General features: G+C 71.2%; 38 protein-coding genes. 5 read left to right on the plus strand and 33 right to left on the minus strand.

Translation table 11 applies throughout. The features are described 5' to 3' along the window. Positions 1 to 36: 36 nt before the first annotated feature. The 28 genes from KV557_RS10055 to KV557_RS10185 all read right to left on the minus strand — a co-directional run bounded on the left by KV557_RS10055 (position 37) and on the right by KV557_RS10185 (position 13,674). A complete protein-coding gene (locus KV557_RS10055) occupies positions 37 to 231 on the minus strand; it encodes a hypothetical protein (protein WP_218199463.1) in 195 nt (64 codons plus the stop codon). Next, positions 228 to 647 (minus strand): DUF6221 family protein, encoded by a 420-nt coding sequence (locus KV557_RS10060; protein WP_218199464.1) that lies wholly within the window; start codon positions 645 to 647, stop codon positions 228 to 230. The genes KV557_RS10055 and KV557_RS10060 overlap by 4 nt, the downstream gene beginning before the upstream one ends. Then, entirely contained in the window at positions 644 to 784 is a 141-nt protein-coding gene (locus KV557_RS10065) for a hypothetical protein (RefSeq protein ID WP_218199465.1), read from the minus strand. Before KV557_RS10065 ends, KV557_RS10060 begins: the two co-directional genes overlap by 4 nt. Continuing rightward, positions 781 to 1,173, minus strand: coding sequence for a hypothetical protein (locus KV557_RS10070; RefSeq protein ID WP_218199466.1), 393 nt, complete (start codon positions 1,171 to 1,173; stop codon positions 781 to 783). The genes KV557_RS10065 and KV557_RS10070 overlap by 4 nt, the downstream gene beginning before the upstream one ends. Continuing rightward, a complete protein-coding gene (locus KV557_RS10075) occupies positions 1,170 to 1,592 on the minus strand; it encodes a response regulator transcription factor (protein WP_218199467.1) in 423 nt (140 codons plus the stop codon). Before KV557_RS10075 ends, KV557_RS10070 begins: the two co-directional genes overlap by 4 nt. Then, the gene (locus tag KV557_RS10080) at positions 1,589 to 1,753 is read right to left on the minus strand and encodes a hypothetical protein (protein ID WP_218199468.1); all 165 of its coding nucleotides are present in this window, start codon (positions 1,751 to 1,753) and stop codon (positions 1,589 to 1,591) included. The genes KV557_RS10075 and KV557_RS10080 overlap by 4 nt, the downstream gene beginning before the upstream one ends. Next, a complete protein-coding gene (locus KV557_RS10085; RefSeq protein WP_218199469.1) occupies positions 1,750 to 3,234 on the minus strand; it encodes a DNA cytosine methyltransferase in 1,485 nt (494 codons plus the stop codon). The genes KV557_RS10080 and KV557_RS10085 overlap by 4 nt, the downstream gene beginning before the upstream one ends. Before the next feature lie 25 nt (positions 3,235 to 3,259). Further along, a complete protein-coding gene (locus tag KV557_RS10090; RefSeq protein ID WP_218199470.1) occupies positions 3,260 to 3,448 on the minus strand; it encodes a hypothetical protein in 189 nt (62 codons plus the stop codon). Continuing rightward, positions 3,445 to 3,684: a hypothetical protein gene (locus tag KV557_RS10095; RefSeq protein ID WP_218199471.1), complete on the minus strand. Its 240-nt coding sequence runs from the start codon at positions 3,682 to 3,684 to the stop codon at positions 3,445 to 3,447. Before KV557_RS10095 ends, KV557_RS10090 begins: the two co-directional genes overlap by 4 nt. Positions 3,685 to 3,761: 77 nt before the next feature. Continuing rightward, positions 3,762 to 4,103 (minus strand): hypothetical protein, encoded by a 342-nt coding sequence (locus KV557_RS10100; protein ID WP_218199472.1) that lies wholly within the window; start codon positions 4,101 to 4,103, stop codon positions 3,762 to 3,764. 88 nt (positions 4,104 to 4,191) lie between these two features. Then, on the minus strand, positions 4,192 to 4,833 hold the full coding sequence (locus tag KV557_RS10105) for a hypothetical protein (protein ID WP_218199473.1): 642 nt from the start codon (positions 4,831 to 4,833) through the stop codon (positions 4,192 to 4,194). A 3-nt stretch (positions 4,834 to 4,836) separates the two neighbouring features. Next, positions 4,837 to 5,148 (minus strand): hypothetical protein, encoded by a 312-nt coding sequence (locus KV557_RS10110; RefSeq protein ID WP_218199474.1) that lies wholly within the window; start codon positions 5,146 to 5,148, stop codon positions 4,837 to 4,839. Then, positions 5,145 to 5,645: a DUF6011 domain-containing protein gene (locus tag KV557_RS10115; protein ID WP_218199475.1), complete on the minus strand. Its 501-nt coding sequence runs from the start codon at positions 5,643 to 5,645 to the stop codon at positions 5,145 to 5,147. The genes KV557_RS10110 and KV557_RS10115 overlap by 4 nt, the downstream gene beginning before the upstream one ends. Next, positions 5,642 to 5,893 carry a hypothetical protein gene (locus tag KV557_RS10120; protein WP_218199476.1) on the minus strand — a complete coding sequence of 84 codons (252 nt, stop codon included), beginning with the start codon at positions 5,891 to 5,893 and terminating at the stop codon, positions 5,642 to 5,644. Before KV557_RS10120 ends, KV557_RS10115 begins: the two co-directional genes overlap by 4 nt. After that, positions 5,890 to 6,144: a hypothetical protein gene (locus KV557_RS10125; RefSeq protein ID WP_218199477.1), complete on the minus strand. Its 255-nt coding sequence runs from the start codon at positions 6,142 to 6,144 to the stop codon at positions 5,890 to 5,892. Before KV557_RS10125 ends, KV557_RS10120 begins: the two co-directional genes overlap by 4 nt. Next, positions 6,141 to 6,368 (minus strand): hypothetical protein, encoded by a 228-nt coding sequence (locus KV557_RS10130; protein WP_218199478.1) that lies wholly within the window; start codon positions 6,366 to 6,368, stop codon positions 6,141 to 6,143. Before KV557_RS10130 ends, KV557_RS10125 begins: the two co-directional genes overlap by 4 nt. 10 nt (positions 6,369 to 6,378) lie before the next feature. Continuing rightward, positions 6,379 to 7,080, minus strand: a complete 702-nt coding sequence (locus tag KV557_RS10135) for a hypothetical protein (RefSeq protein WP_218199479.1) — start codon at positions 7,078 to 7,080, stop codon at positions 6,379 to 6,381. Beyond that, positions 7,077 to 7,958 carry a hypothetical protein gene (locus KV557_RS10140; RefSeq protein WP_218199480.1) on the minus strand — a complete coding sequence of 294 codons (882 nt, stop codon included), beginning with the start codon at positions 7,956 to 7,958 and terminating at the stop codon, positions 7,077 to 7,079. The genes KV557_RS10135 and KV557_RS10140 overlap by 4 nt, the downstream gene beginning before the upstream one ends. 83 nt (positions 7,959 to 8,041) lie before the next feature. Continuing rightward, positions 8,042 to 8,257, minus strand: a complete 216-nt coding sequence (locus KV557_RS10145; RefSeq protein ID WP_218199481.1) for a hypothetical protein — start codon at positions 8,255 to 8,257, stop codon at positions 8,042 to 8,044. A 139-nt stretch (positions 8,258 to 8,396) separates the two neighbouring features. Then, positions 8,397 to 8,600 carry a hypothetical protein gene (locus tag KV557_RS10150; protein WP_218199482.1) on the minus strand — a complete coding sequence of 68 codons (204 nt, stop codon included), beginning with the start codon at positions 8,598 to 8,600 and terminating at the stop codon, positions 8,397 to 8,399. Then, on the minus strand, positions 8,600 to 9,484 hold the full coding sequence (locus tag KV557_RS10155) for a hypothetical protein (RefSeq protein WP_218199483.1): 885 nt from the start codon (positions 9,482 to 9,484) through the stop codon (positions 8,600 to 8,602). Before KV557_RS10155 ends, KV557_RS10150 begins: the two co-directional genes overlap by 1 nt. Continuing rightward, the gene (locus KV557_RS10160) at positions 9,481 to 10,200 is read right to left on the minus strand and encodes an exonuclease domain-containing protein (RefSeq protein ID WP_218199484.1); all 720 of its coding nucleotides are present in this window, start codon (positions 10,198 to 10,200) and stop codon (positions 9,481 to 9,483) included. The genes KV557_RS10155 and KV557_RS10160 overlap by 4 nt, the downstream gene beginning before the upstream one ends. Next, complete coding sequence (locus KV557_RS10165) at positions 10,197 to 10,724, minus strand: hypothetical protein (protein ID WP_218199485.1); 528 nt, start codon at positions 10,722 to 10,724, stop codon at positions 10,197 to 10,199. Before KV557_RS10165 ends, KV557_RS10160 begins: the two co-directional genes overlap by 4 nt. Next, a complete protein-coding gene (locus tag KV557_RS10170) occupies positions 10,721 to 11,761 on the minus strand; it encodes a hypothetical protein (protein ID WP_218199486.1) in 1,041 nt (346 codons plus the stop codon). Before KV557_RS10170 ends, KV557_RS10165 begins: the two co-directional genes overlap by 4 nt. 52 nt (positions 11,762 to 11,813) lie before the next feature. Next, positions 11,814 to 11,945 carry a hypothetical protein gene (locus KV557_RS42450; protein ID WP_256177192.1) on the minus strand — a complete coding sequence of 44 codons (132 nt, stop codon included), beginning with the start codon at positions 11,943 to 11,945 and terminating at the stop codon, positions 11,814 to 11,816. Continuing rightward, on the minus strand, positions 11,942 to 12,466 hold the full coding sequence (locus tag KV557_RS10175) for a hypothetical protein (protein ID WP_218199487.1): 525 nt from the start codon (positions 12,464 to 12,466) through the stop codon (positions 11,942 to 11,944). The genes KV557_RS42450 and KV557_RS10175 overlap by 4 nt, the downstream gene beginning before the upstream one ends. Next, on the minus strand, positions 12,463 to 13,326 hold the full coding sequence (locus KV557_RS10180) for an ORF6N domain-containing protein (RefSeq protein WP_218199488.1): 864 nt from the start codon (positions 13,324 to 13,326) through the stop codon (positions 12,463 to 12,465). Before KV557_RS10180 ends, KV557_RS10175 begins: the two co-directional genes overlap by 4 nt. Positions 13,327 to 13,428: 102 nt before the next feature. Further along, positions 13,429 to 13,674: a helix-turn-helix domain-containing protein gene (locus KV557_RS10185; protein WP_218199489.1), complete on the minus strand. Its 246-nt coding sequence runs from the start codon at positions 13,672 to 13,674 to the stop codon at positions 13,429 to 13,431. A 515-nt stretch (positions 13,675 to 14,189) separates the two neighbouring features. Here KV557_RS10185 and KV557_RS10190 point away from each other — a divergent pair. From KV557_RS10190 to KV557_RS10200, 3 genes are all read left to right on the plus strand, one after another. Continuing rightward, positions 14,190 to 14,612: a hypothetical protein gene (locus tag KV557_RS10190; protein ID WP_218199490.1), complete on the plus strand. Its 423-nt coding sequence runs from the start codon at positions 14,190 to 14,192 to the stop codon at positions 14,610 to 14,612. 137 nt (positions 14,613 to 14,749) lie between these two features. After that, a complete protein-coding gene (locus KV557_RS10195) occupies positions 14,750 to 15,055 on the plus strand; it encodes a hypothetical protein (RefSeq protein ID WP_218199491.1) in 306 nt (101 codons plus the stop codon). Between the two features lie 14 nt (positions 15,056 to 15,069). Beyond that, on the plus strand, positions 15,070 to 16,659 hold the full coding sequence (locus KV557_RS10200) for a tyrosine-type recombinase/integrase (RefSeq protein ID WP_218199492.1): 1,590 nt from the start codon (positions 15,070 to 15,072) through the stop codon (positions 16,657 to 16,659). A 131-nt stretch (positions 16,660 to 16,790) separates the two neighbouring features. Here the strand turns inward: KV557_RS10200 and KV557_RS10205 are convergent, their stop codons facing one another. The 4 genes from KV557_RS10205 to KV557_RS10220 form a co-directional block, all read right to left on the minus strand. Next, on the minus strand, positions 16,791 to 17,720 hold the full coding sequence (locus tag KV557_RS10205) for a proline dehydrogenase family protein (protein ID WP_218199493.1): 930 nt from the start codon (positions 17,718 to 17,720) through the stop codon (positions 16,791 to 16,793). A gap of 168 nt (positions 17,721 to 17,888) precedes the next feature. Continuing rightward, positions 17,889 to 19,517, minus strand: a complete 1,629-nt coding sequence (gene pruA, locus KV557_RS10210; protein ID WP_218199494.1) for an L-glutamate gamma-semialdehyde dehydrogenase — start codon at positions 19,515 to 19,517, stop codon at positions 17,889 to 17,891. A gap of 204 nt (positions 19,518 to 19,721) precedes the next feature. Continuing rightward, positions 19,722 to 20,948 carry an FAD-dependent oxidoreductase gene (locus KV557_RS10215; RefSeq protein WP_218199495.1) on the minus strand — a complete coding sequence of 409 codons (1,227 nt, stop codon included), beginning with the start codon at positions 20,946 to 20,948 and terminating at the stop codon, positions 19,722 to 19,724. Next, the gene (locus KV557_RS10220; protein WP_218199496.1) at positions 20,945 to 21,541 is read right to left on the minus strand and encodes a PadR family transcriptional regulator; all 597 of its coding nucleotides are present in this window, start codon (positions 21,539 to 21,541) and stop codon (positions 20,945 to 20,947) included. The genes KV557_RS10215 and KV557_RS10220 overlap by 4 nt, the downstream gene beginning before the upstream one ends. A 143-nt stretch (positions 21,542 to 21,684) precedes the next feature. Between KV557_RS10220 and KV557_RS44030 the strand changes: the two genes are divergently transcribed. Continuing rightward, a complete protein-coding gene (locus KV557_RS44030) occupies positions 21,685 to 23,286 on the plus strand; it encodes a PucR family transcriptional regulator (protein WP_305148978.1) in 1,602 nt (533 codons plus the stop codon). Positions 23,287 to 23,308: 22 nt separating this feature from the next. Here the strand turns inward: KV557_RS44030 and KV557_RS10230 are convergent, their stop codons facing one another. Continuing rightward, on the minus strand, positions 23,309 to 24,502 hold the full coding sequence (locus tag KV557_RS10230; protein ID WP_218199497.1) for a hypothetical protein: 1,194 nt from the start codon (positions 24,500 to 24,502) through the stop codon (positions 23,309 to 23,311). A 137-nt stretch (positions 24,503 to 24,639) separates the two neighbouring features. On the opposite strand from KV557_RS10230, the gene KV557_RS10235 reads away from it, so the two are divergent. Next, complete coding sequence (locus tag KV557_RS10235; RefSeq protein ID WP_218199498.1) at positions 24,640 to 25,083, plus strand: VOC family protein; 444 nt, start codon at positions 24,640 to 24,642, stop codon at positions 25,081 to 25,083. The last annotated feature ends 6 nt before the right edge of the window (positions 25,084 to 25,089 follow it).

The following is a 25,089-nucleotide window of genomic DNA, read 5'->3' on the forward strand; positions in this document are numbered from 1 at the left end:
TGTGGGGCGGGCTCGGAGGTGGCGCGTCTAAGGCGCCTACAAGAGGTCGGGTTCGTAAGCGAGGAGGTCGTGTCCGCGCTGCTCGTACCAGCCGGTGAGCGCGGCAGCCATCACGTCTCGAATCTCCTGGACGACGTCGTCGGCGTACATCTGCTGGCCGTCCTTGGCGGGAAGGTGCTCACAGTCGAGGACGGTGACGGTCACCTCGACGTGGCGGAGTTCGCGGCTCACTGCGGTTCCTCCCAGCCGTAGCCCTCGGCGAGCAGCCGCACCGTCCGGCATGGCACCTGGAAAGAGCCGCAGATGGCGCACGAATCCTGCCAGTCCGCAGCCCAACCAAGAACCCGAACTATCTTGTGCTCGGCGAGGATCCGCCGGTCGGCTGCCACCCGGCGCAACACCGACTGCGGGTCCCACAGCGAGATGTGCCGCGCCTGTGGACCCGTCGGCGTGCCCTCGTCGTACACCAGCGGGCCGCCGCCCGAACCCGAGATGATCCAGTAGTCACCGGGGTTGTAGGTCCACACCGGCCCGTCCGCTACGGCAGCCGCCTGGGCGATCTGTTCCACTCGGTCCAGCTCCGACTGCAGCCAGGACGCCACGTCGCTAGGCATCGACTTGGGCCGCTTCTGCTGGTCGTTGGTCATGCGGCTCTCCTGGGCTGGTAGTCGTCGATGCCGCGGATGACGTCGATGGTGGGTCGGCTGGCGGGGAGAGGTTCCCAGTCGTCGGGGTCGAGGTCGGCGAACAGGTCGTCGTCCCACTCGTCGTCGGGGCAGGTCAAGGCGTGGTCCGGTCGAGGACCTCGTCGATGCGGTCGGCGTAGTCGACGGCGATGCCGTGCGGGCTGCACCAGGTGCGCATGTCGGCGGCGAGTGCCCGGACGGCGGCGATGCAGACCTCGGCCTGCTCGGCGCGGGTCAGCTGGTCGTGGGCGATGCGTGCGAGGTCGTCGGAGCCGCGTTCGGCAGCGGCGATGGTGTGGTCGAGGCTGGCGCGGTAGTCGGCGGCTCGACGGCAGGCGGACCACCAGGCCGTGCGGCTGCGGATGACGCGGGCGCGGGTGGCGGTGAGCTCGTCGGCCAGCTCGGCGACCTGTCGGCGGCGGTGGCCGAGTTCGTCCTCGGCGGCGCGGAGTTGCTGAACGAGCTGATGCTGGTAGGCGCTGGTCATGCTGCTGCCTCCGTGGTGTCGAGTGCGCGGGCGGTCTTGCACGGCCAGGGGGCGAGGAGGCCGGGGCGGCTGCAGGTGGGGCAGACCTGGCGTCCCGGGTCGCCGGACGGGCGGTGGAGCTGGCGGATGGTCTGCAGGGCGGTTTCGGCGGTGCGGGCCCGGTCGCGGATGGCGTTGAGGAAGCGGGAGGCGTCGACGTCGCCGGGTCTGAGGATGCCGACGCGGAGGGCGAGGGCGATGGCGTGGCCGCGGCTGGAGACGCCGAGCTTGTCGAAGATGCTCTTCCATCGGGAGTTGATGGTGTAGTCGCTGACGTGGAGGGCGCGAGCCATGGTGGCGTTGGTCTGGCCGTTGGCGCCGCGGCGGAGGACGTCGAGTTCGGGTGCGGTGAGGGGTTCGCCGATCTGGGGGTGGCTCATGTGGTGGTTCCTTGTCTGGGGATGAGGCCGCTGTCCTCGGCCTGCTGGCGGGTGTCGGGTGGCTGGTCGGTGCGGCCGGTGGGGTGGAGGGCGAGGAGGATGGTCCCGAGGCCGGCGCCGAGGAGGGCGCCGGCCAGGACCAGCCACGGGCTGACGGTCACGCGGCGGCCCTGGAGGCCGCAGCCGCAGGCGCCGCCGCGTACCGTTCGATGTCCTCGCCGGTGATCGCCTCGACGAGGGCGCAGATGATGACCTCGGAGACGTTCGGCGTCACGGCGTTGCCGTACTGCCTCACCCGCTCCCGCTTGTTGCCGAGCACGGTGTAGTCGCGGGCGAATGCCATGCCCCGGCCGATCTCGTGGGGCTCCAGCATCCGGAACAGCGCGTCGTCGAGGTCGACAGCGCCGGACACCAGGGCGTACCGGTCCCGGGTGGTGAGGGCGCCGATGGGGTCGGTGACGCGGCGGGCCGTGCCGTTGCCGTAGTAGGGCACCAGCAGGTGTTCGCTGGTGCCGGCCGGAGCAACCAGGCCGTGGTGATTGCCGGACGCGGTGACGGTGGCGAGCGCCTCCAGCACGGGGCGGGCGACGGAGCCGCCGCCGCGCAGCTCGGCGATGAACGGCAGCCACGCCAGGCCGGTCTCGTTGCGGGCGGTCTGGGTGCGTAGTGGGTCGTTGGCGGTACCGGCTTCCTTTCCGTCACGGCCCTCGACGGGAACCATCAGCGGCGGGACGAGCTGGTCGCCGCCGGGGATGGGGCGGGCGAACTTTCGCAGACCGGCCTCGATGCGGGCGAGGGTCTTCGGGGCGAGGGGCTTGGCTCGGTCCCCGATGCGCTGGCCGGGCAGGGACCAGTCGATCGCGGCAGCGGCCGGCAGGACGTCAGGCTCCACTATCCGGTTGCGGCAGGTGACCTGGGGGCAACGGTAGACGTACTGCTGCCGGTAGGAGCCCATGTCGGTGCCAGGGCGCTTCCACACCTGCACGGCGGAGACGACCTGATCGCAGTCCGGGCACCAGGCCCGGGGCCGGAGCCACTTGTCCCAGTCGGGGGTGCGGCCGACGGAGCGGTGCAGGTAGCCCATGTAGAAGCGGTTGCGGGACTGCGGGGCCTGTTCTGTGCTGCGCGGGTCGGCGTGCATCGAGTTGAGGGCGATCAGGCGGGTGGAGTAGCCGAGTTTGTGGAACTCGCCGCGCCACCGGTCGAACTGGTCCCAGGCGCGGACGTCGACGACGTTCTCGACGACGCCGGCGAGGACCAGGCCGCCGCGGTCCTGCACGCCCCTCAAGTACAGGGGGACTTCCTCCATGAGGGCGCGGGAGCGCTCGACTTCCTCGGCCGGGGCGCTCTCGCCGAACAGGTCGTCCTGCAGAGAGGTGGCGAAGTCGCGGCGCTTACCGCGGGCGTTGGACCACTGGGGGCACTCGGGACTAGCCCAGAAGATGTCGGCGACGGGCCAACGCTCGACGGGCGCCTCGCGGATGTCGCCGCGGTAATGGGCGGTCTGGGGGAAGTTCGCGGCGTGGGACTCGATGGCGCGCTGCCAGTGGTTCGCGGCGAGGGAGACGTCGACGCCGGGGACGGCGTGTGCGCCCTGGCTGCTGCCGCCGGCGCCGCAGAACCAGTCCATCAGTCGCAGCATGGTGGGTGTTCTCCTCGGTCGGTAGTCAGCTGGTCGTGGTGCGGGCGGCGGCCCGCTGCTGGCGCTCGTAGCGCAGGTCGAGCAGTTCCTCGCAGAGCTGGTCGAACCGGTCCCGGGCGAGGTTCAAGGCCTTGCGGGCGTCCTGGATGTCGGCGCGGAGCCGGCGTTCGCGCTCGTTGAGGTCGGCGTTGGTCGGCGGCGGGGTGTCGGTCACCGGTCGCCCCCGGCGGGCTCCTGGACGATGACGTCGGCGCGGACGTCGCCGATCTCCTCGACCGCGCCCCAGCTGTAGCGGACGCGGATCCGGCCGGTCTCCCAGTGGCCGGTTTCGTCGTCGCCCCAGGGCGGAGAGGCGACGTCGACCAGGGTGACGGGCAGGTTGCTGTCGACGGTGAGCTCGTCGCCGGGCTGGACGGGTGTGCCGTCGTAGCGGGTGACGGTGTAGCGCATGTGGGTCTCCGTGGTGGGTGTGTGCGGCGGGGCTGTGCGGGGCGGCCGGTGGGTGCCGGCCGCCCGGGGGTGGGTGGTCAGTCCTCGGGCTCGTCGTCGCGCTCGTAGGCGGTGACCCAGACGGCGACTCCGTCGATCTCGGTGATCGCGCGGTGCTGAATGGACAGGAGAACGTCACGGGTGACCGTGACGTCGGCACCGGCGGCGTGGGCCCAGTCAGTGACTGCGCTGGTGGCGCCGTCGACCAGGACCAGTTCCAGGAGTGGTTCGGTGCTGCCAGTGCCGTCGGCGCCGCAGGCGTGGATCAACTCGACGGGCAGCGCGGGGTGCTGGGCGAGGACCCGGTCGGCGAGGCGGGCGGCGGTAAGGGAACGTTCGGCGTCGGCAAGGAGGTCGCCGGGAGTGGTGGCGGTGGCCATTGGTGGCTCCTGTGGTTGGCGTGGCGGCCCGTGGACGCCCGTTCGGGCGCTCGGGCGGGTCGTGGTCCGGTGCGGTGCTGTTCGGCCGTCAGGCGGGCGTCTGCGGGCCGCTGGGGGCGGGCTCGTCGGGGTGGGGGCCGAACACGTCCTGGCGGGCGACGAACACGCCGGTGTGCTCGCCGTCGTCAAGGAGTTCGAGGCCCCACGCGGTCTCGTGCCAGCCCGGGACGAATCCCTCGGGATGGTCGCTGCCGTCGTACTCGGATTCGGACCAGATCTGGATGGCGGCGGCCCGGGCGTCGGTTTCGGTGGTGCAGAGGGTGCTGTCGCCTTCGTCGGCCCAGGCCTGCCAGACGTGCCGGGGCGAGTAGGAGCTGCGGGTGGCCCGGTCGAGGGCGGCCTCCAGTTCCCGGACCCGGGCGAGCAGAGCGGGCACGTCAGCGCGGGCGGCGGCGGCGAACACGGCGTCCTCATAGCTGAGCAGCGGTCCCTCGTCGCACGAGGTGAGCGGGCGGCCGAAGTCGTTGTTGCCGCTGGGGTGCTTGGCGACGAGGTCGTCACAGTGCAGGGCCTGCGGGTGGGTCACGGTCCAACCGACGACAGGGTCGTAGCAGGAGAGGCAACGGCAGCCGCTGGCGCCGTGTTCGTGCGAACGGGCCTCCCAGGGGCCCGGGGTTGCGGCGGCGGTGCGGGCCTGGATGGCGTCGAGGTCGAGGGGCGCGTCGGTCATGGTTCAGGCCTCCTGGGCGGCGTGGTAGGCGGTGATCCAGTCGGGGTGGAGGGGGCCGTCGAGGTACGGGCCGACATTGCCGGCGATGCCGGCGGGGTCCTGGCTGACGTCGACCGCGGCGAGGGTCTGCTCGATGAGCCAGAGGCGGACGGCGGCGGTCTCGGCCTGCTCGGTGAGGTGTTTGACCTGCGCTTCGTAGTCGTCGATGACGGTGATGCAGTCGGTGTCGCCGCGCTGGCCGGCGAAGTTGAGGACGCTCTCGACGTCGCGCCAGTCGGGCCCGGCGGCCGGGTCGAGGGGCTGGGGCTGGTTCATCGGATGGTCTCCTCGGAGACGGCGGTCAGGGCGGCGTGGGCCCGGCCGACCTCGGCGGTGCGGATCTGGGCGAGCCATGCCGGGTCCATGGCGCCGCGGCAGTCGGGGCCGACGGCGTAGAGCTTCGACTCGGCGTCGCGGAGTGGTCGGCCGCATTGCGAGCACTTCGTCCGCAGGTCGGCGAAGCGTCGGGCGGCAGCGGCCGGGTCTGCGAGGACGGCGGTGAGGATCCGCTGGTGGTAGGCCGTCGCGCGGTCGCTCCAGGCGTCGAGGATGGCCTTCCACTCGGCTCGGTCATCGGGCATCTCGGAGCGGCGGGGTGGGCGGGGCCCGTACGCGGCCTTGGCGGGCCAGCGGGTCAGGGCGTTGGTGGTGCTGGTGGTCGTGCGGCGCCAGTAGGTCATCAAGGCGGGGTCGTTCGGGCAAGGGACGGCGTAGTAGCCGTCGGGGATCTGGGCGAGCGCGGCGTCGAGGTCGATGGTGGTGGGCTGGCTCATCGGGCGGTCTCCTCAACGGTCTGGTTGAGGTCGATGTGGTCGAGGTCGATGCCGCCGGCGTAGCCGTCGACGGCGACGACTGGGGTGCCGTGGCCGAGGTTCCAGGCGTGGCTGCGGGTGCGGGTCTCCAGGCGCGGGCAGCTGGTTGACCCGATCTGGGCGGCGTACTCGGGGCGGATGCCGGGGTAGGCGGTCACGGGCGTGCCGACCAGGTAGCGCTCGTTCCACTGCTCGGCGGTCAGGTTCATCGAACGGCCCCCTCGGCGTGCTGGACGGTCCAGGTGCCGTTGGGCTGGCGGGTGATGGTGTCGCCGTAGCGGGCGACGGTGCGGGGCATGCCGTTGTGGGCCCAGATGGTGAGGCCGTCGATTTCGACGCTGAGGTCGTGGGGGCCTGCGGGGATGCGCGGCGCGTAGTGCGGCTTGGACGGCTCGATGAGCTCCATCAGCTCGATGAGGTTGTTCCGGGTGAGGGTCCAGGTGGGTCGGGGCTCGGTCACCGGGTGGTCTCCTCGGTGTTGGCGCGGGTGATCCATCCGGCGATGGGGGCGACGGTGGCCCACTCCCAGGAAGCGAGCCAGGTGATGATCTGCTCGTCGTAGGTGCCGAGTTGGACGCCGGCGGTGGTGAGGGCGGCGCGGAGGGCGGTCTCGTTGTCCTGGGCGGGCCGGAATCCGCGGGGCGGGGTGTCGATGGGGCCGGTGGGGATCGGGAAGTCGGTCACGGCGGTCTCCTCAGGCGGCGGTGCGGGCGGAGTTGGCGGCGCGGCGTTCGGCTTCGGCGCAGATCGCGGCGAGTTGTCGGTAGCTGGGCGACCGGTTGGGCCGGCCGTCCTGGATCTGGTCGGTGCCGAGGCCGCCGTTCCAGCAGTCCGGGCGGGCGTAGGCCAGCGGGGGCTTGGTGAGCTCCTCGGCGAGATCGGGGTAGCCGAGGACGAGGCGCTTGCGGCGCTCGCACTCGGCCTTGGCGCGGGTGTTGCCGTCCTTCAGCATCCGGGCGAGGTCCTGCTGCTGACGCAGGGCTCGGACGTCGTCCTCGGTGAGGTCGGGCACGCCGCGGGCCGGGGCGGGCCGGCCGCTGATGGCGGCGATCGCGGCGCTGGCGGTGACGGGCTCACGATGGGCGGCGCGCCGGTTAGCCGCGAGCTGGCGCCGGTACTCGACGGGATCGCCGGTGTCGGGGATCGGGTCGGGCTGACCGGCGGTCTGCCGAATGTGGGCCTTCCACAGGTCGGTGATGTCGGACGGCCGCACCTGGTAGGGGCTCTTGGCGTAGTGGACCGCGATGGCGTTGACGGCGAACTCAAAGGGGATGTCGGCCATGGCGACGGCCCACAGGGCGGTGGTGGCGGTGGCTTCGGCTTCGTCGGTGGGGAGGATGCGGATGTCGGTGGCGGCGGCGCGGATGAGGAATGGGCCGATCTCATCGGGAGTCACTGGGAGCCTCCAGCGAGTCGGGCTGCGGCCTGGTCGAGGAGGCTGCGGCCGATCTGGTTGCGGGTCATGGGGCCGGTTGGGGTGCCGGCCGGGGGTACGGCGCGCAGGGCGGGGACACCTGCGGGGCCTTCGGCTGGGCGGTCCGGCATGTTCTGCCAGATCTTGGTGAGGTAGCGGGCTGTCTGGGGCGGGTCGTTGTGGTTCCAGCGGGCTCGGGTGAAATCGACGATGAACGGGATGTCGCAGCGCTTGATGTGCGCGTGTACGACGAACCACTCGGCTTCGGAGAGGCTCCAGCTGACGACCATGCCGGCGGCGGTCATCTGCTGGACGAGGTCGTTGGCGAAGGAGGGGATCAGCGGTCCGACGGGGGCCGATCGTTCGATCGATCCACCCTTGGTGGAAGTGGGTTGGTAGTGGGGTCCGGTTTCCGGACCCTTATCGGTCCGGTTTCCGTACCCATGGGGTCCGGTTTCCGGACCAAGAGGCTCATCCGTCTCGGTCCGGTTTCCGGACCCAGAGTCATCGCTAGGGGTCCGGTTTCCGGACCTAGGGCCTTCTGCTGTCGGTCCGGTTTCCGTACCGAGAGCGCCACGCTGGGGGCGCTTGAACCCGACCGCGAACGGCATCACGTACATCGCCGCGCGGCTCCCCGCCGCCGGACGGACGATCTTCAACTCGCCCGACTCCAACAGCTTGTCGACCGCCGTCACGACGGACGACTTGGCCGCGTTCGACCACTGCATGAACTCAGCCGTGCTGACCGCCGCCGTGCAGTCCTCCCCGATCGCCTTGTTGGCGACCGCAAGCAGGCAGTGCCGGCCGGTCCCCTTCGACTGGGAGTGGAGCCACACCCAGTACATGGCGTCGAGGGTCACGTTCGGCCTTCCGATAGTGCGGGTGGTGAGGGTTGGTGGCCTGGGGCGGGGGACGGTCACCCCGCCCCAGGCAGTCAGGCGGGTCAGGCGCCCGGGGTGAGGTCCTCGCCGCACTTCGCGCACTGGGAGTGGGCGCCGAGGAGGCCGCCCATGGCGTCGTGGAGGTGGATGAGGTGGACGTCGCCGCCGCAGCCGGCGTGCTCGACGCTCTCGGCGCGGTAGGTGTGCTCCGGGCCGCCGCCCCAGTCCTCGGTGTGGATGTGGGTCCACTGGATGGCGTCGGGGTCGATCTCGCTCATGGCAGGTCTTTCGGGTCTGGTGGTTCGGGGCGTCCGGCCTGCGTGGCCGGGGTGTGCTCGGGGCAACGGGGCCCCGGCAGGTAGGGCCGGGCGGGCTGCCCGCAGTACTTGCGGACTGCGGGCAGCCACTGCCGGCAGGTCACCGGCGGCCGACCTGGGCGGCGATCTCGGTGCGGTCGCCGAGGCCGAGCAGGTCGAGCAGGTGAGCCAGGTCGTCCACGCCGGTCGCCATGTCCGCGACCTTGAGGCGGGCCCGGGCACGCTCCTCCGGATCGACCTGCCGGAGCGTCAGCGAGCTGATCGTGGCGTCCGGCCGGGCGGCGGGGTCTCGGTAGTGCGACATCACGCCACCGCCGAGGCCGTGTTGAGGATCGCCGGCACGGGCACCCCGGCCCGCTGGTGGGCCCGGTGGACGGCCTCCCAGCCGATGCCGAGCCGGGCGGCGATGACCTGCCGGGTGCAGCCCTGGTTCGCCAGCTCGGCAGTGTCCTCGATGATCGCCTGCCGACGGTCACCTGCCGACGGGCTGGAGTAGCGGCGGCCCTCCGGCAGGCCTGGCTTCGCATCTGGGTCGTCGATGTCGCTGTTGAGCCAGCAGTTCGGCGCCGCCCAACCCTCGCCGACCGCCCAGGCCATGGCCCGGCGCATGGACTCAGCGGGGATGCCGTGCCGCCGCGGGTCCTGGTCGTGCAGGTCGTCGTACACCTCGGCGACCGCCGCCCGGGTGGCGTCCTGCACGCCCTGCTGGCGGCTGGTGACCATAGCCAGGGTGTGCCGCGCAACTCCCGACCGCGCGGCCAGGGCCGACAGCGGCCAGCCGATCGCCCGCAGAGCTTGCAGCCGACGGGCGGTCCCGATCGCGGGCACCAGGCCCTTCGGGGTGCCCGGAGACGGGTCGAACCGAATCGACAGCAGGAGCTCGGCCCGCTCAGGCCGGATCCGCTCCGTGCGCGGCTTGTTGCCGAGCGGCATCCGCAGCCGCCTCAGCTCCTCGACCAGGACGCCGGACACGCGGGCGATCTGCTCCCACGACATGCCCTGTGCGTGCAGGGCTTCCAGGTGCTCGCGCGCCGGCGTGGCGTCGACCAGCGGTTGCCACGTGCCGTAGGCACGCTTCCGGTAGCGGGTGCGCTGGTAGGTGGCGTACGCGTTGCAGCAGGCCAGGCACTTGCAGCCCCGGTACTTGTAGCCGGTCACCGTGCCGTGCTCGAAGACGGTGGTCTTCACGACGTCACCTCCTGCCGGGGGATGAGCGGCCAGTGGCCGTCGACGACCGCAGTCGGGTCGCCGTTTCGGCGCTTGTACGCCTGCCGGGCCGCCGCACGCTCCACCGCCCAACCGACCTGCGCCTCGTGGACCTCCGCGAGGGTCATGGCCTGCAGCTGCGGGAAGCGGCTGACGATCTGGTACGCGACGGCGGCCGCGGCGGCGGCGTCGGCGTCAGCCCGGTGCGGGCCGTCGTGCTCGACCTCGTAGTACCGGCACAGGTCTTCCAGCCGGCGCCGGCCGTCACGGAACGGGTCGAGCTTCCAGTCCAGCAGCAGCGGATCCAGGACCAGCAGGGGCATACGGGTCCGGATCTGCCGCCACCTGTACGAGGCACGGGCGAGCTCGCAGGAGAGCATCGTCAGGTCGTACGGGGCGTTCGCCACCACGATGGGCAGTCCGTCGTCGGCGGCCAGCGGCAGGAGCTCGGCCACGGTGTGCGCCACCAGCCCGGCCGGCTGCCCATACTGGTGGGCGTGCCGGGTCGTCACCCCGTGGATCTTGGTGGCTTCGGCCGGGATCGTCTGCTTGCCCGCGTCGGCCAACCAGGTCCGGGTTTCGAACGGAACCCCGCGAACGCACCACACCGCTGCGGCGGTCACGATCCGGTCGGTCTGCGGGTCCAGGCCAGTGGTCTCCAAGTCCACCGCCAGCCACTCACGCGTCCACCAGCTCACTCGGCACCCCCTGCGGTCAGCTCCGGCAGGACCAGCGCGGCCAACTCGCCCGACCGCCACGCCTCGGCGACCGCGTCCCGGCCAGCCTTGTCGAACCGGACGGAGTGCGAGCGGGCCCGGGTCGCCCGGATCTCCACGCCCGGCACCGTGTGCACCTCACCCGTCTCCGTGTTGCACCACTGGGCTACGCCGGCGGCGGTCATCTCCGCCAACAGCGCGGCCTGCGTGGCCGGCCGGACCTCAAGCACGAACCGGCGGGTGACCGCCTTCTCGTCGGGGTGGTGGTCACGGACCCAGGCGACGAACGCCTCCGGGTCGGTCACCACGGCGGCGGGCGCTGGGTTGGTCAGGCTGACCTTCGCGACCTGCCGGCCGTCCGGCAGGACCGCCGCGACCTGCTGCACGCCCCGGTTCGCGTCCAACTCGGCCTGCACCGCGGCGCGGACCGCCTTGAGTTCGTCGCCGATCGCGTCGGCGACGGCCTTCAGCACCGCCTCGCGGGCGGCCAGATCGGCGAGGCTCATGCCGCACCCCGCAGGAGGCTGGTCATCTCGGCGAGCTGCTCGACCGTGGCGTCCGCGATGGGGACGCCGTACGACTGCGCAAAGTCGGCCTCGATGGTGGCGGCCACGCCAGCCGCGAGCGCGGCACCCCGCAAGGAATCGACGGCGACCGTCCGCTCGTCGTCCTCGACAACCTCGGCGTCGACGATGGAGGGCGCCTGCGTCTGCGCGGCCTGCTCCGGAAGGGAGTTCGCGACCCTTGTCAGGTAGGCGCCCAGAACCTCGGGCTCCTTCGTGTCCGGGGCCAGCACGCCCACGTTGATGATCTCGGCAGCCTCGGCCCACAGGACCTTGATTGCGGCCTTGCTCTTGGCGTCCTTCGCCCGGTCCGCGATGCCCTGGCCGACCGGGTGCGGGGTGAACGGTTCAGCGGCAGCCGTCACGTTCTCGTTCGGAACGGCCCGAAGCGGCTGCACCGGGGCGTCGACGGGGTTTCCGTCCTGGTCGACGTACGCGCCCAACTCCTCGGGCGTGTAGTGCAGACCGAACAGCACGTCCTCACACGCATCCCGCGCAACTTCCGTGATCGCACGGGCCTTGAGCATCGCCGCCGGGTACTTCTCCCAGGCCGTCGGCTTGCCGTTCCGGTCCCGGGCGTACGGCTTGCCGTCGCGGATCTGGCAGAGCCCAGCCTGCTCGGCCCGCTCCAGGTCCCACGTGCACTCGTACGTCCACTCCGGGTCGTCAGCCCGGATGATCTGGGCGGAGGCCGAGCGGCCGTCGCCCTTCACCCGAAGCTTGTGGCCGGCCTGCCGGACGAGTGCCCCGATGAGCCCGGAGCTGGCGGAGGGCTTGCCCTCGATGACGTGGATGCCGGTCAGCGCGGCAAGGGGGGTGATGCCCAGCGTGCGGCCGTACTCCATGGCGTACAGCACGTTGGCGGGCCGGCCCGCGAAGCCCTTGGGCAGCATGTCGGCCTGAGCGAGGTGTTCGGCGTACCGGACCATGTCCGGCAGGTTGGTGGCGACCGGCGTCGCCCGCACGATTTCAGTGCTCAACGTCTTCTCCGTTGGAGAGCGGCCGGGGCGGGCAGGCCCCGGCCGGGGTTGATCAGTTCTTGGGGTTCGGGAGCCGGCAGATCAGCCAGCCGCGGCCGTCGGGCCGGACGAGCTCCAGGGCCGGGAACGGCCAGTCGCAGCGCACGAAGCGCAGGGCGGTCAGGGCGCGGAGGCGGCGGATCACCGGTCGTCCTCCTCGAAGCGGGCGTACACGTACCGGATCTGCTCCGGCGTCACGTCCTCCGCCCGCACCGACCGGACCCGCCGGCGCGACCTGCGCTCAGCCGCCACCACAAGCAGCACCAGCACCTCGGGCAGCGACACCTGCCACCGCAGGCCACCCAGCGCGTACAGCTGACCGTCGATCCGCCGCTCGCACCGGCCCCCGGCCGACGCCGACGCTCGGCTGACCGCGTCGTACCAGTTCGACAGGTGGCGCACCGACCACACCGTCAGCTCCACCTCCGAGCCATCCGGCGACACGACCGCCTCGGCCACGTCCACGCCCGGGAACTCAACCCGGGCCACGAGTGCCCGCAGGCCCTCACGCAGCCGGTACTCCGCGACCAGCCGCTCCGTCTGCGGCGACCACGCCGGCAGATCCACGACGCCGGACACTGGCCCCTCAACCACCAGCACCTCGACCGGCACAGCCAACTCCGCGCGCAGAGCGTCGATCAGCGTGTTCAGCTCCAACTCGCTCACGCCGCACCCCCGGCGATGCTCAGCTGGGTCGGGGCCTGCGGGAACTGGGCCGCGTAGTAGCGGTTCCACGTCTCCTCGAACACCGGCAGCGCCGCGTACGTCCACGCCACCGTCTCGCGAACCGAGCCGCGCTCCGTGTCCTCCGTCCGCATTCCCGGCCGCTCACCGTGCTCCGCCTCGTACAGCGCCGCCGCACGCCGGCCGAACCACGACTGCACGGACAGGACGTCGGCCTTCTTCAGCCCCTTGCCGCGCAGGAAGTCCGGCACGTACAGCGGCCGGTCCTCCGGCGCCACCTCCGGCTCCTCACCCAGCGCCCGCGCCGCCACGTGGCGAGCCTTCAACTCCAGCCACTTCGCGTCGACGATCCCGCCGGCCGCCGCCAGCACCCGCATCTGCAGGGCCGCGAACTCTGCCCGGTCCACCGCCTCCGACCTGGCTGCCGTCGACGCGGACTCCTCGACGTTCAGCAGGTACTCACGCACCCGGTGCGCGACCTCCGAACCGGTCAGCAACTGGCCGACGTTCAGCACCGTCCGACGGGTGAACAGGGTGAGCGCGTTGATCCGCTCCGACAGAGGGACATCCTGTCCCTCCGTGGACTCCTTGAAGGCCCGCAGCTCGGGGCCGCGAACGACCCGCATTCCGTTCTCGGTGAGCTCGTCGCGGTTGCGCTGGACGAGCTTCTTGATGGTCTCCGCGTCGACCTCGTAGAAGCCGGCGACGAGCTCCGTCGTCGCGTGCACGCCGTCCGGGAGCAGGGCGAGCGCCTTCACCTTCGTGAGGACGTCCGTCCGCTCAACCGTCGCCGCACGCATCGTGCGGGACTCGGTCAACACCTGCTCGGTGTTCTCTGCCAAGATGGACACAGTCCACCTCTCCGTTCTTGGGTTCGATTGCTGGTGGGCGAGGGCCTTCGTCCGGGTGCCACCGGGTGGGGGCCCGACCCATGTCGGGGGTGATCAGGCGGCGACGGCCGGCCGCAGCGCTCGGCGCGGGGCGGGCTGAGCGGCGGCCACGAGCGCCCTGAGGTAGTCCTCGATGGTGGTCTTGGCGTACATCAGTCGGCCCGCATGGCGGACGGGCGTCGGTCCGATGCCGCGGTACCGCCACTTGTAGAGCGTGCTGACCTGGACGCCGAGGGCCAGCGCGGCCTCGTCGATCCACATGAATCCGGCCGGAGCCGGGGTTCCCGTCTTGGCGGGCATATGCCACTTCCTTCGTCGTGATCGAGCTATCCGGTCGTTTCGTCGAGATCCGTAGACGATGAGGGTGCGAAAAGCGCAGACAGCTCACAGCCGAGCGCCTCCGTGATGCGACGTGCAGTGTCTTCGCTGGTCCTCCGGTACCGACCGGACAGGAGGTGTCCGATAGTGGCCGGATTGCACCGTGCTGCGATAGCCAAGGCGCGAACTGAGAAGGGGGTGCCGCGCCCGGGGTGCTTCATAATCCACCGAAGTGTGGCCGGATCGTGGAGCGGTACACGGGTCGGCAAGGTCGTCTCCAGACTTGGACGTTCCGTCTCTCGATGCATCCATGCTTGCATATATTGAGACGTCTCGTCTACCGATCTGGACGATTGCATGGGGGTGATTTCAGGCCCACCTAGGGTGACGGTCTCGCTGTATAGCCAAGGCGTCTCTAGACTGGGATGCCAGAGCGTCCATGGCCTGCGACGATTCGACTCGAACGCAGGCGCTATGCGCATACAGGAGAGGTGGCTGTGACTGGCATCAACGCCAAGTCGGGGCAGGTGCTCGGCAAGCTGTCTGACATGGTCGCGGCGGCACAGCAGGCCGGCACGTCCTACGGCAAGATGGCGGCCGACTCCATCGGGCCGGCTGGCGAGCGCGGAATGTCCAAGGCCTTCTTCCAGCGGCTCGCGACAGGCGGAGTCCTAACCGCACCCAAGCCTGAAGAGCTTGAAGCGATCGCCCGGGGTATCCGCGGGCCGATTCGCCTCGTGAAGGAGGCGGCGGCCAGCCAATGGCTGGAGTGGGAATCGGTCGAACTCTCCGGCTACGACGACGACATGCGGCACATCATCATTCGCGCGGCAGCCATGGACCCTCGCGACCGCAGGCGCCTGCGGGTCATGCTCGACGCCGCAGAAGAGGCCGAGCGTGAAAGTCCGGCCGCCAGCTAGCGGAACTAGCCATGCCGCATCCCTTAAGAGCCTCTTTGTTGACATTTCTCCTAAGCCTTGTTGTAGCGCTCCAGTGTGACTAGTGTGCGTCTCTCCGCACACGTGAATGCCGGGAGAGCACAGCACAGGAGTGGCGCGTGATCACGGTCAGGTATGAGCTGGTGGACCCCGAGGAGATCGAGGGCGTCGGCATCGATGTATCGGAGGACCGGGGGAGCCTCCTGCTGAAGATCAGCCGCTTGCTCACTCCCGAAGAGATAGTGAGCGCACTCAACGAGGCCTCGAAGTCCATCCTTGCCGGTGGCCATTGGTTCCAGGAATGGAAGGGCGACATCATCTCCGTCGACCCCTCCGAGGTCCGCGGCGCGGACGAACCGCGCTCCATCCCGGCTCAGCGCCCTACCCTCTATGACGTCAACGACCCACAGAGCGGCGCCGCGTAGCAACAGGGGAGTTCATGCCCGGGTACATCGAAGACCGGTGGATGAGGAAGAAGCCGCACCCCGTCACAGGCGAGATGAAGAAGTCGACCTACGGCGTCGGCATGCGGTACCGGGTCTGCGGGATCCCCGGCGTCAAGGACGAATCGTTCGTCAAACTCAAGGACGCCAAAGACTGGTTGGCCTCGGCCCAGACAGACTCCCGTCGAGGCGTCTTCGTCGACCCGGAGCTCGGCCAGATCCTGCTCGCGGAGTACTTCACCAAGGTCTACTGGCCCGGCGTGTCGGTGGCCCTTGGCACCGAGCGAACGATGAATCAGAAGATCCGCTCCCACGTGCTCGCGCACCTTGGTCACCTGCCGATCGCCGCCATCGACGAGGAGCACCTAAGGATCTGGGTGGCCACGCTGCTGAAGAAGCTGGAGCCGTCCACGGTCCGCGTGATCTACGACTACCTGTCCGCGATCCTCAACAGCGCGGTCCCGAAGCGCATCACCCGCAACCCCTGCTCGACCCGCGGGATCAAGCCGAAGGCGCCGGAGGTCAAAGCACGGGCCTTCACCCGGTCCCAAAGTGGCGGCGTACGTGAAGGCCTGCGCTTGCGCAACCGGATCTCCTTCGACCTGGGCGTGGGCGCAGGCCTCCGTCAGGGCGAGGTATTCGGCTTCTCCCCCGTTGATGTAGACGAGGCGGCCGAAGAGCTTCATATCCGCCGCCAGCTGCAGATCGACAGCCACGGACGCCCGTACTTCAAGCTCCCCAAAGGCGACAAGGAGAGAAGTGTTCCACTGTCCTCCGGGCTCGCACTCGCTCTTGATGAGTATGCGGACAACTTCACACCAGTGAAGGTGACGCTCCCCTGGCGTGGGCCCGGCGGGCCCGACAGCGGCGAGCTGACCGCGACGCTGTTGATGACGACCCGGTTCGGCAACCCAATCAACCAGTCGTCGTGGAACTACGACGCCTGGAAGCCGGCCCTGTGCAACGCGGGCCTGATCGAACCGTGGGACAGCACGCGCGCGTCGCACCACCGGGGCGGCTGGGAGGCAGCACGCGAGTTGGGCTTCCACATCACCAGGCACACATACGCCTCCGTCCAGTTGCAGGGCGGCGAGTCGATCGTCGCCCTGTCTCAGTGGCTCGGCCACGACGACCCCGGATTCACGCTCCGCCGCTACACCCACTTCATGCCGGAGGACGGCCGCCGGGGCCGCTCGGCGGTGGACGCGTGGCTCGGCCTGGGGCCAGCGGCGAGCGCGCCTCCGTTCGAGGTTCTGGAGCCCTTGAACGGAAGCGAGCGCGTCGTGGCCGGCGACTTGGCCATGCTGTACCTGGTCGCGGTCCCTTCTGGCCAGGACTGGACGGTGTCACTGCTGCGCGGGCCCGGGGAGCGTCCGCTCGGTAAGATTCTTGTGCGTCGGGGAACGGCCGAGCAGGTGCTCGCCTCGGCGGCGTCCTGGCTCCGGGGGAACGTCTCCGCGCTTGGCGGCCAGGTCGTCGAGGTGAAGAATATGGACATCCCGTCGCAGCGTGGCGGGGCGGCTCTGGGCCGTGTGGTCCTGGCAGCCGACGTGGCTGGCGACTTCCTCGCATCCCTCGCGGCGTGAGTTGAAATGGATCTCTATCAGCGCTCTACCAGGCGCTTTTGACTCCCTCACGCCGTGAACTGGCATAGACCTGTTGACACATCAAGCGGCGGAGCTGAAATCAGCTCCGCCGCTGGTCATGTGGCTTACGGTCAGTTGCGGGTGGCCATGGCGCGCAGGAAGAAGGTGAGGTTGGCCGGGCGCTCGGCGAGGCGGCGCATGAAGTAGCCGTACCACTCCTGGCCGTACGGCAGGTACACGCGCATGGTGTTGCCCTCGCCGACGAGGCGCAGCTGCTCCTCGGGGCGGATGCCGTACAGCATCTGGTACTCGAAGGAGTCGCGCTTGCGGCCGTTCCACTGGGCGAGCTGGCCGGCGATCTTGATCATGTTGGGGTCGTGCGAGGCGATCATCGGGTAGCCCTCGCCGGCCATCAGGATCTTCAGGGCGCGGACGTACGCGAGGTCGACCTCGTGCTTGCCCTGGAAGGCGACCGACTCGGGCTCCTTGTAGGCGCCCTTGCACAGGCGCACGCGCGAGCCGGCGCCGGCGAACTCGCGGCAGTCGGCCTCGGTGCGGCGCAGGTAGGCCTGGAGCACGACGCCCAGCCACGGGAAGTCGGCCCGCAGCTCGCGCGCGATGGCGAGGGTGGAGTCGGTGGTGGTGTGGTCCTCCATGTCGAGGGTCACCGTGGTGCCCGCGTCGGCGGCGGCCTCGCAGATGCGGCGGGCGTTCTCCAGCGCGATCTTCTCGCCGTCCACCGGCAGGAACTGCCCGACGGCCGACAGCTTGACGGACACCTCGGCGCCCGCCGCGAGGCCGGTCTCCTTGAGCGCCTTGAGCAGGTGCTCGTAGGCCTCGGCGGTGCCGGCGGCCTGGGCGGCGTCCTGGGTGTCCTCGCCGAGGTGGTCGAGGGTGACCTTGCGGCCGGTGGCGACCAGGTCGTCGCAGGCGGTGATCGCGGCGTCGAGGGCCTCGCCGGCGACGAAGCGTTCGACTATCGCGTGGGTCGGCGGGAACTTCTCGACCACGGTCCGGACCTGCGGCGAGCGGGAGGCCGCGAGGAGGGCGGAACGGAGCATCGTGACTCCTGGAGCTGGTGCTTCTAAGGGTGGCAGAAGGGCCGGGGCGGCGGATACGGGGGTGAGTCCGCCGCCCCGGCGGGGCGACGCCCGGCTGCGGGGCCGGGCGTCGCGGGTGACCGGATGGTCAGGGGTGACCGGATGACCGGGTGGTCGGGGGTGGGGCACTCAGCCCATGTGCGGGTAGCGGTAGTCCGTCGGCGGGACGAAGGTCTCCTTGACCGAACGGGTCGAGGTCCAGCGCGCCAGGTTCTGCTTGGCGCCGGCCTTGTCGTTGGTACCGGAGGCCCGGCCGCCACCGAAGGGCTGCTGGCCGACGACGGCGCCGGTCGGCTTGTCGTTGATGTAGAAGTTGCCGGCCGCGAAGCGCAGCTTCTCCATCGCGTGCTCGACGGCCGCGCGGTCCTGGGAGATGATCGAGCCGGTCAGGCCGTAGGCCGACACGGACTCCATCTGCGCCAGCATCTCGTCGTACTTCTCGTCCTCGTAGACGTGCACGGCGAGGATCGGGCCGAAGTACTCGTCCCTGAAGTACTCGCTCGCCGGGTCCTCGCAGACCAGGACGGTCGGGCGGACGAAGTAGCCGACCGAGTCGTCGTACGTGCCGCCGGCCAGGACCTCGACCTTCGGGTCCGCCTGGGCCCGGTCGATGGCGGCCTTGTTCTTGGCGAAGGCGCGCTCGTCGATGACGGCCGACATGAAGTTCGACAGGTCGGTGACGTCGCCCATGGCGAGGCCGTCGACCTCGGCGGCGAACTCGTCCTTGAGGCCGGCCCACAGCGACGCCGGGACGTACGCCCGCGACAGCGCCGAGCACTTCTGGCCCTGGAACTCGAAGGCGCCGCGGGTCATCGCGGTCTTCAGCACGGCCGGGTCGGCGGACGGGTGGGCGACCAGGAAGTCCTTGCCGCCGGTCTCGCCGACGATCCGCGGGTAGGTGCGGTACTGCGAGATGTTGGTGCCGACCTCGCGCCACAGGTGCTGGAAGGTGCCGGTGGAGCCGGTGAAGTGGATGCCGGCGAGGGCCGGGTGCTTGAGCGCCACGGCGGAGACGTCCAGGCCGTCGCCGGTCACCATGTTGATGACGCCCTTGGGCAGGCCGGCCGCCTCCAGCAGCTGCATGAGCAGGTGCGCGGAGAACTGCTGGGTCGGGGACGGCTTCCAGAGCACCACGTTGCCCATCAGCGCGGGCGCGGTCGGCAGGTTGCCGGCGATCGCGGTGAAGTTGAACGGGGTGATCGCGTAGACGAAGCCCTCCAGCGGGCGGTGGTCGCTGCGGTTCCACACGCCGTCCGAGGAGATCGGCTGCTCGGCCATGATCTGGCGGGCGAAGTGGACGTTGAAGCGCAGGAAGTCGACCAGCTCGCAGGGGGTGTCGATCTCGGCCTGCTGGGCGGTCTTGGACTGGCCGAGCATGGTGGCGGCGGCCAGGGTCTCGCGCCAGGGGCCGGCCAGCAGGTCGGCGGCCCTGAGGAAGATCGCGGCCCGCGAGTCGAAGGAGAGCGCCTGCCAGGCCGGGGCGGCGGCCAGGGCAGCGTCGATGGCGTCCTGCGCGTCGGCCTGGGTGGCGTTGCGCAGGGTGCCGAGCCGAGCCGCGTGGTTGTGCGGCTGGACGACGTGGATCTCGGCGCCGCCGCCCATACGGCGCTCACCGTTGATCGTCATGGTCAGCTGGACCGGCTCCTGGCCGCCCAGCTCCTTCAGCTTGGCCTCCAGACGGGCCCGTTCCGGGCTGCCGGGGGCGTAGCTGTGGACCGGCTCGTTCACCGGCGCGGGGACCTGGGTCACAGCATCCATGAGCGCACGCTCTCCTTCGTTGGTGCAGGGGGGATGCCGGCGCGGGTCGCACGCCGGCCACAGCACGAACGCTATTCCTGCACCCGGCGCCACTTGATTGGCCGGGCGGCTAAATTCCCCCGTACGGCGTTGTCCGGGCCGACGAAGAACGTCACGGCGCGGTCACGGACCGTCGCCCTGCGCCCCTCTTTCACCAGCCGTCGCTCACACGGAGGAGGAGACCCGCCGGTCCCAGTCGATCCGGTACCCGTGCACCGGCCGGAGCATCTTCTCCGGGCTCATGAAGGTCCGCATCGCGATCGGCGCGAGCACCCGGAACATCGCCCGGGCGACCGGCCCGGAGGCCTTCTGGTTGTTGGTGCGCTCCGCGTTGGCGGCGATCTTCTCGACCCGCGGCCGGCGCAGCGCCTCGTACGCGGCGAAGGCGGCGGTGTGGTCGGGTAGGTCCCGCAGGCAGCGGGCGAGTTCGACGGCGCTCTCGACGGCCAGCGAGGCGCCCTGGCCGGAGCTGTTGGACGGGGCATGCACCGAGTCGCCGACCAGCACCATCCGGCCGCGGTGCCAGTGCGGGACGGACGGCATGATCTCCAGCCGCGGGAAGACCTCCATGGTGTCGGCGTCGGCCACCCGCAGCACGTCCCGGGCGGGCACGTCGTCCGCGTGCAGCTCGCGGAGCCGGCGCAGCCACTCCTCGTTGGTGACGGCGCTGACCTGCTCGTAGGTCAGCTGTTCGGGCTGCGGGACGTTGCTGAACCAGGCCGTCCCGGCGCCGTCCGGCAGCCCCCAGTAGCCGAAGAAGGCGCGGGCGCCGTTGGCGAAGTGCACGCTCTCGCCGCGTCCGGCCCGGCCGGGCAGCAGGTACGGGCTGTAGCCGCCGATGCCGAGCAGGCCGGTGTACCGGGCGCCGGGCGCGGCCGGGTCGATCAGGGTGCGCACGGTGGAGCGGGTGCCGTCGGTGCCGATCAGCAGGTCGCCGGTGGCGCTGCTGCCGTCGGCGAAGCGGGCGGTGATGCCGTCGGCGCCCTCCTCGGCGCCGATCAGCCGTTTGCCGTACCGGACTTCGATGCCGGTCTCGCGCAGCCGCCGCTGCAGCACCTCGTACAGGTCAGCGCGGCGCATGAGCCGCCCGTGCGGCAGGTCGGCGAGGCCGGCGAACTCGGCCAGCACGGCACCCTTGCCGTCCTCGATCACCATCGGCCCGACCGGCTGCCCGATCCGGCCGACCTCCGCATCCAGCCCGACGACCGCGAGCGCGCCGAGCCCGTTGGGGGCGATCATGAAGGTCCCGCCGATGCCCTCGGCGGAGCTGTCGTAGGCCTCGAGGACGACCGGGTCGATGCCGGCCCTGCGCAGCGCCAGCGCCGCCACCGGGCCGGCGATCCCGCCGCCGATGACCAGGGCCGTCTTCGTGGTGGTGCGGTTCGTGCTCATTCCAGGCTCCTCAGGAACTCGTGCAGGGTCCGGGTGAACTCCGGATCCCCGAGCTGTCCGATGAGGTTCTCGGTGAAGCGCCGCTCGGCTTCCAGCCGCGCGAGGGCGTACTCCTCCTCGACGACGAACATCGGGTGGACGCCCATCTCGGCGCCCTTCCGCAGCAGGCCGCGCGAGGCGTCGATCCGCTCGTCCAGCAACTCCAGCCGCCGCCGGAGCAGTTCGATCGACTCCGCGGTGTCGAGCACCACGAGCAGGCTCAGCGCGACGCCGTACCCCGGGTACTCGTCCTGCGGCTCGGCCACCAGTTCGCGCATCCAGTCGTGGAGCTCCGTCCGGCCCTCGGGCGTGATGGCGTAGACGGTGCGCTCCGGCCGCTGGGTGTCGCGGACGGTCTCCTGCTCGGCGACGAACCCGGCCTTCCGCAGCTGCTCCACGACCATGTACAGCGAGCTGCGGTTGTACTTGATGTTGCGGTCCTTGCCGTGCTCCTGGAGCCGGCGCCCCATCTCGTACGGGTGCATCGGCTCGGCCGTGAGCTCGGCCAGGACCGCGAGGGCCAGCGGGTTCGACACCTTGCGTCGCTTCGCCACGAGAACTTCCTCATCTCTTGGTCAGCACTGACTATCCACTCCCGAATAGTCAGGGTCAACTATCTACGAATGATGGGCCGCAACTCTGTCCGCCCGGCTAAAATCAACCACACGGCATTGTCCGAGCGGATGAAGGAGGCCCGATGACAACCCCCGGCCTCCCGCTCCGGCAGCTGCTGATGTCCCTCGGCGAGCCCCTGGTCGAACTCCAGGCCGCCCCCCAGGGCCTGGACGTCCCCGTGCGCGACGTCGCGATCCTCGACCCGGAGGACCCCCCGACCGCCGCCCCCGGCGAACTCGTCCTCGCGATCGGCGCCCGCGGCCGGGCCGCCCTCCCCGCCCTGCGCGCGGCCGGCCGGGCGGGCGCGGCCGCGGTCGCGGTCAAGCTGGACGCCCCCGGCCAGGCGGACGCCCTGCGCGAGGCCGCCACCGACGCCGGCGTCGCCCTGCTCTCGGTCCGCCGCGAGACCCGCTGGGAGCACCTCGACTCCCTGGCCCGCGCGATCATCGCCGGCCCCGACGCCCCGGACACTCCCGGCACCGCCGAGCACAACGCGGGCGACCTGTTCTCCCTGGCCCAGACCGTCGCCGTGCTCACCAGCGGCATCGTCTCGATCGAGGACACCTCCAGCCGGGTGCTGGCCTACTCCCGCTCCTCCGACTCGGACGAGGTGGACGACCTCCGCCGCCTCTCCATCCTCGGCTGGCAGGGCCCCGAACCGTACCTGTCCAAGCTCCGCGAGTGGGGCATCTTCCAGCACCTGCGCACCTCGGACGCCCCGATCGCGGTCGAGCCGCACCCCGAACTCGGCCTGCGCCGCCGCCTCGCGATCGGCATCCGGGCCGGCGCGCAGCCGCTCGGCACCATCTGGGTGCAGGAGGGCGCGCAGCCGCTGGCCCCGCTCGCCGAGCAGGCCCTGATCGGCGCCGCCCGCGTCGCCGCCGCCCAACTGGTGCGCCGCCGCCGGGAGTTGTCCGCCGACGTCCGACTGACCCAGACCCTGCTCACCGGCCTCCTGGAGGGCTCGACCGGCCCGCAGTCGCTCGCCACCCACCTGGGCCTGGACCTGCGCCGCCCGGCCACCGTCCTCGCATACAGCACCCGCACCACCGAGGCGCTGCACCGCTCCGACGTCACCGGCCTGATCTCGGTGCACACCGCCGCCCGGCACCGCACCGCGCTGCTCGCCCCGATCGAGTCCCGGGTGTACGTGCTGCTGCCCGAACTCCCGCCCGGCCTGCCGATGACGACGGTCCGCGACTGGGCGTCCGAGGTGGTCGAAGCGGCCCGGGACCACCTCGGGGTACCGCTGCGCGCCGCGATCGGCTCGACCGTGGACGGCCTCGCCCAGGTGCCGGACTCCCGCGCCCAGGCGGACCGCATCCTCGACGCGATGGGCCGTGGCGGCGTCGAACTCGACGTCGCGGCGCTGATCGATGTCCAGGCCGAGGTGCTGGTCAGCGAGATGCTCGCGCTGCTCCAGGAGCGCACCGGCCTGCGCGACCCCCGGCTGACCGCGCTCACCGCCTACGACCGGCGGCACGGCACCCGCCTCGCCGAGTCGGTGCTGGCCTGGCTGGACGCGCTCGGCGAGGTCCGGGTGGCGGCCGACGCCCTGCACATCCACCCCAACACCCTGCGCTACCGGGTGCGCCGCGCCGAGCAGTTGACCGGCATCGACCTCGCCCAGCCGCAGCAGCGCCTGCTGGCGATGCTCCAACTGCGGCTGCCCGCGGACGAATAACAGCGGGCACCCTTGACGAGAGTCACCCCACCCGCGCGGCCCGCCACTGCTCCCACGCCGACAGCCACAGCTGCTCGGCGAGCCGCTGCTCCTCCCACGCCTCCGGCCCGCCGCCCGCCCGGTCCCGCCACAGCTGCTCCCAGGCCCGCTGCGCCGGCAGGCTCGCCACCTCGCTCGCGAACACCGTGTACCGGACGGCCTCCTCGACGGCCGCCGCCCCCTCCGGTGTCCCGACCACCCAATGCGTCTGCTGCGCAAGCCGGTTGAAGTGGTTGACCATCGACGTCACCGCCGCCAGCGCCTCCTCCCGGGTCTCCGAGGCGAGCCGCATCTGCTGCCGCACCGCGGCCTCCCAGCTCACCGCGCGCGCCTCCCCGCGCAGCCCGCGGGGCAGCCGCGGCGGACGTCCGGCCCGCACCTGCGCATCGATCGCCGCGGACTCCGCGATGCTCTGCCCGATCAGCGTCCGGTGCGCCTCCAGCCCGCTGACCGGCGGCAGTTCGCGCTCCTCGACCGGCACCCGCAGCGCGTGCCGGGAGGCCAGCCCGCGCAACAGCTCGCTCCGGCCGCGCAGATACCGCTCGACGTCCCCGATCCGGCCCAGCTCCAGCCCGCCGGGCGCCACCCCGCGCCCGCACACCGTCACGGTCAGCCCGTCGATCCTCAGCCGCCCCGCCCAGACCGGCCCGGCCCCGCCGCTCACCGGCGCCCCCGGCCAGAGCACCGGCCGGTCCTCGTGCACCTCGACCGCGCACGGCTCGCCGTCCACGGTGATCCACTCGCGCAGCGCCCGCACCCGCCCGGGCCCGTCGCCCTCGTCGACCCCCAGGTGGTCGTAGACCCGGTCGCGCTCGTCCTCGACCACGTCCTCCAGCTCGGGCAGGACGACACAGCGCTCGGCGCCCGGCCGGTAGGTGCGCACGGTGACGTACGGGCCGGTCACCGAGCTCCAGTCGCCGGACTGCACCTCGACCCAGTCCAGTTGCCCGCCGCTGGTCTCGAACGCGGCCAGCGCGTCCCCCTCGCGGCCGAGCCCGGCGACGACGCCGTACACCGGGAAGTCGGCGGCGGCCAGGGTCCGGCGCGTGAACTCCTCCACGCGGGCGAAACGATCCTCCCGCTCCTCCCGGTCCGGGACGTACCGGCCGGCCGGCCGTGGTGCGCCCCGCCACTCCTGCGGCCTGCCGTCGCTCTCCCGCACCATCCTGTGCCGCACCCCCGAGTCCTCGCGCCCGCACCGCCTCCGCCACCTTACGTGCCGGGGACCTGCCGGGTCATCAGCTCCGCTGTCCCGCAAGGACCTCGGCCGCGTCAGGGCGCGCGGTTGTCAGCCGCCCTCCCTACCCTGGCGGCATGACAGCACAGAGCACCTTCCCCGCCCGGATCAGCATCGTCACCCTCGGCGTCTCCGACCTCGACCGCAGCGCCCGCTTCTACGAGAGCCTCGGCTGGAAGCGGTCCTCCGCCTCCAGCCCCGAGATCGTCTGGTTCCGCACCGCCGACTCGGTGCTCGGCCTGTTCCCGAGCGACGAGCTGGCCGCCGACGCGGGCATCCCGGCCGGCGGCGAGCCGTCCTTCCGCGGCGTCACCCTCGCGGTGAACCTGGAGTCCCCCGCGCTGGTGGACGCCGCGCTGCAGACGGCCGTCGAGGCCGGCGCCGCGGTGGTCAAGCCGCCGACCACGACCAGCTGGGGCGGCTACTCCGGCTACTTCGAGGACCCGGACGGCCACCTCTGGGAGCTGGCCCACAACCCGTTCTTCCCCTTCACCGAGGACGGCTCGCTGGACCTGCCCTAGCCCTTA

It is taken from the genome of Kitasatospora aureofaciens (genome assembly GCF_019192735.1).
Lineage (GTDB): Bacteria > Actinomycetota > Actinomycetes > Streptomycetales > Streptomycetaceae > Kitasatospora > Kitasatospora aureofaciens_A.

What these genes read in the sequence shown, in the direction of transcription:
- KV557_RS10075 (WP_218199467.1), bottom strand. Translation starts at nt 1,592, where the DNA reads ATGAGCCACCCCCAGATCGGCGAACCCCTCACCGCACCCGAACTCGAC.
- KV557_RS10205 (WP_218199493.1), bottom strand. Translation starts at nt 17,720, where the DNA reads ATGCTCCGTTCCGCCCTCCTCGCGGCCTCCCGCTCGCCGCAGGTCCGG.
- KV557_RS10200 (WP_218199492.1), top strand. Translation starts at nt 15,070, where the DNA reads ATGCCCGGGTACATCGAAGACCGGTGGATGAGGAAGAAGCCGCACCCC.
- KV557_RS10185 (WP_218199489.1), bottom strand. Translation starts at nt 13,674, where the DNA reads ATGCCCGCCAAGACGGGAACCCCGGCTCCGGCCGGATTCATGTGGATC.
- KV557_RS10120 (WP_218199476.1), bottom strand. Translation starts at nt 5,893, where the DNA reads ATGAACCTGACCGCCGAGCAGTGGAACGAGCGCTACCTGGTCGGCACG.
- KV557_RS10215 (WP_218199495.1), bottom strand. Translation starts at nt 20,948, where the DNA reads ATGAGCACGAACCGCACCACCACGAAGACGGCCCTGGTCATCGGCGGC.
- KV557_RS10165 (WP_218199485.1), bottom strand. Translation starts at nt 10,724, where the DNA reads ATGAGCCTCGCCGATCTGGCCGCCCGCGAGGCGGTGCTGAAGGCCGTC.
- KV557_RS44030 (WP_305148978.1), top strand. Translation starts at nt 21,685, where the DNA reads ATGACAACCCCCGGCCTCCCGCTCCGGCAGCTGCTGATGTCCCTCGGC.
- KV557_RS10150 (WP_218199482.1), bottom strand. Translation starts at nt 8,600, where the DNA reads ATGTCGCACTACCGAGACCCCGCCGCCCGGCCGGACGCCACGATCAGC.
- KV557_RS10060 (WP_218199464.1), bottom strand. Translation starts at nt 647, where the DNA reads ATGACCAACGACCAGCAGAAGCGGCCCAAGTCGATGCCTAGCGACGTG.
- KV557_RS10110 (WP_218199474.1), bottom strand. Translation starts at nt 5,148, where the DNA reads ATGAACCAGCCCCAGCCCCTCGACCCGGCCGCCGGGCCCGACTGGCGC.
- pruA (WP_218199494.1), bottom strand. Translation starts at nt 19,517, where the DNA reads ATGGATGCTGTGACCCAGGTCCCCGCGCCGGTGAACGAGCCGGTCCAC.
- KV557_RS10105 (WP_218199473.1), bottom strand. Translation starts at nt 4,833, where the DNA reads ATGACCGACGCGCCCCTCGACCTCGACGCCATCCAGGCCCGCACCGCC.
- KV557_RS10145 (WP_218199481.1), bottom strand. Translation starts at nt 8,257, where the DNA reads ATGAGCGAGATCGACCCCGACGCCATCCAGTGGACCCACATCCACACC.
- KV557_RS10115 (WP_218199475.1), bottom strand. Translation starts at nt 5,645, where the DNA reads ATGAGCCAGCCCACCACCATCGACCTCGACGCCGCGCTCGCCCAGATC.
- KV557_RS10100 (WP_218199472.1), bottom strand. Translation starts at nt 4,103, where the DNA reads ATGGCCACCGCCACCACTCCCGGCGACCTCCTTGCCGACGCCGAACGT.
- KV557_RS10095 (WP_218199471.1), bottom strand. Translation starts at nt 3,684, where the DNA reads ATGCGCTACACCGTCACCCGCTACGACGGCACACCCGTCCAGCCCGGC.
- KV557_RS10085 (WP_218199469.1), bottom strand. Translation starts at nt 3,234, where the DNA reads ATGCTGCGACTGATGGACTGGTTCTGCGGCGCCGGCGGCAGCAGCCAG.
- KV557_RS10070 (WP_218199466.1), bottom strand. Translation starts at nt 1,173, where the DNA reads ATGACCAGCGCCTACCAGCATCAGCTCGTTCAGCAACTCCGCGCCGCC.
- KV557_RS10235 (WP_218199498.1), top strand. Translation starts at nt 24,640, where the DNA reads ATGACAGCACAGAGCACCTTCCCCGCCCGGATCAGCATCGTCACCCTC.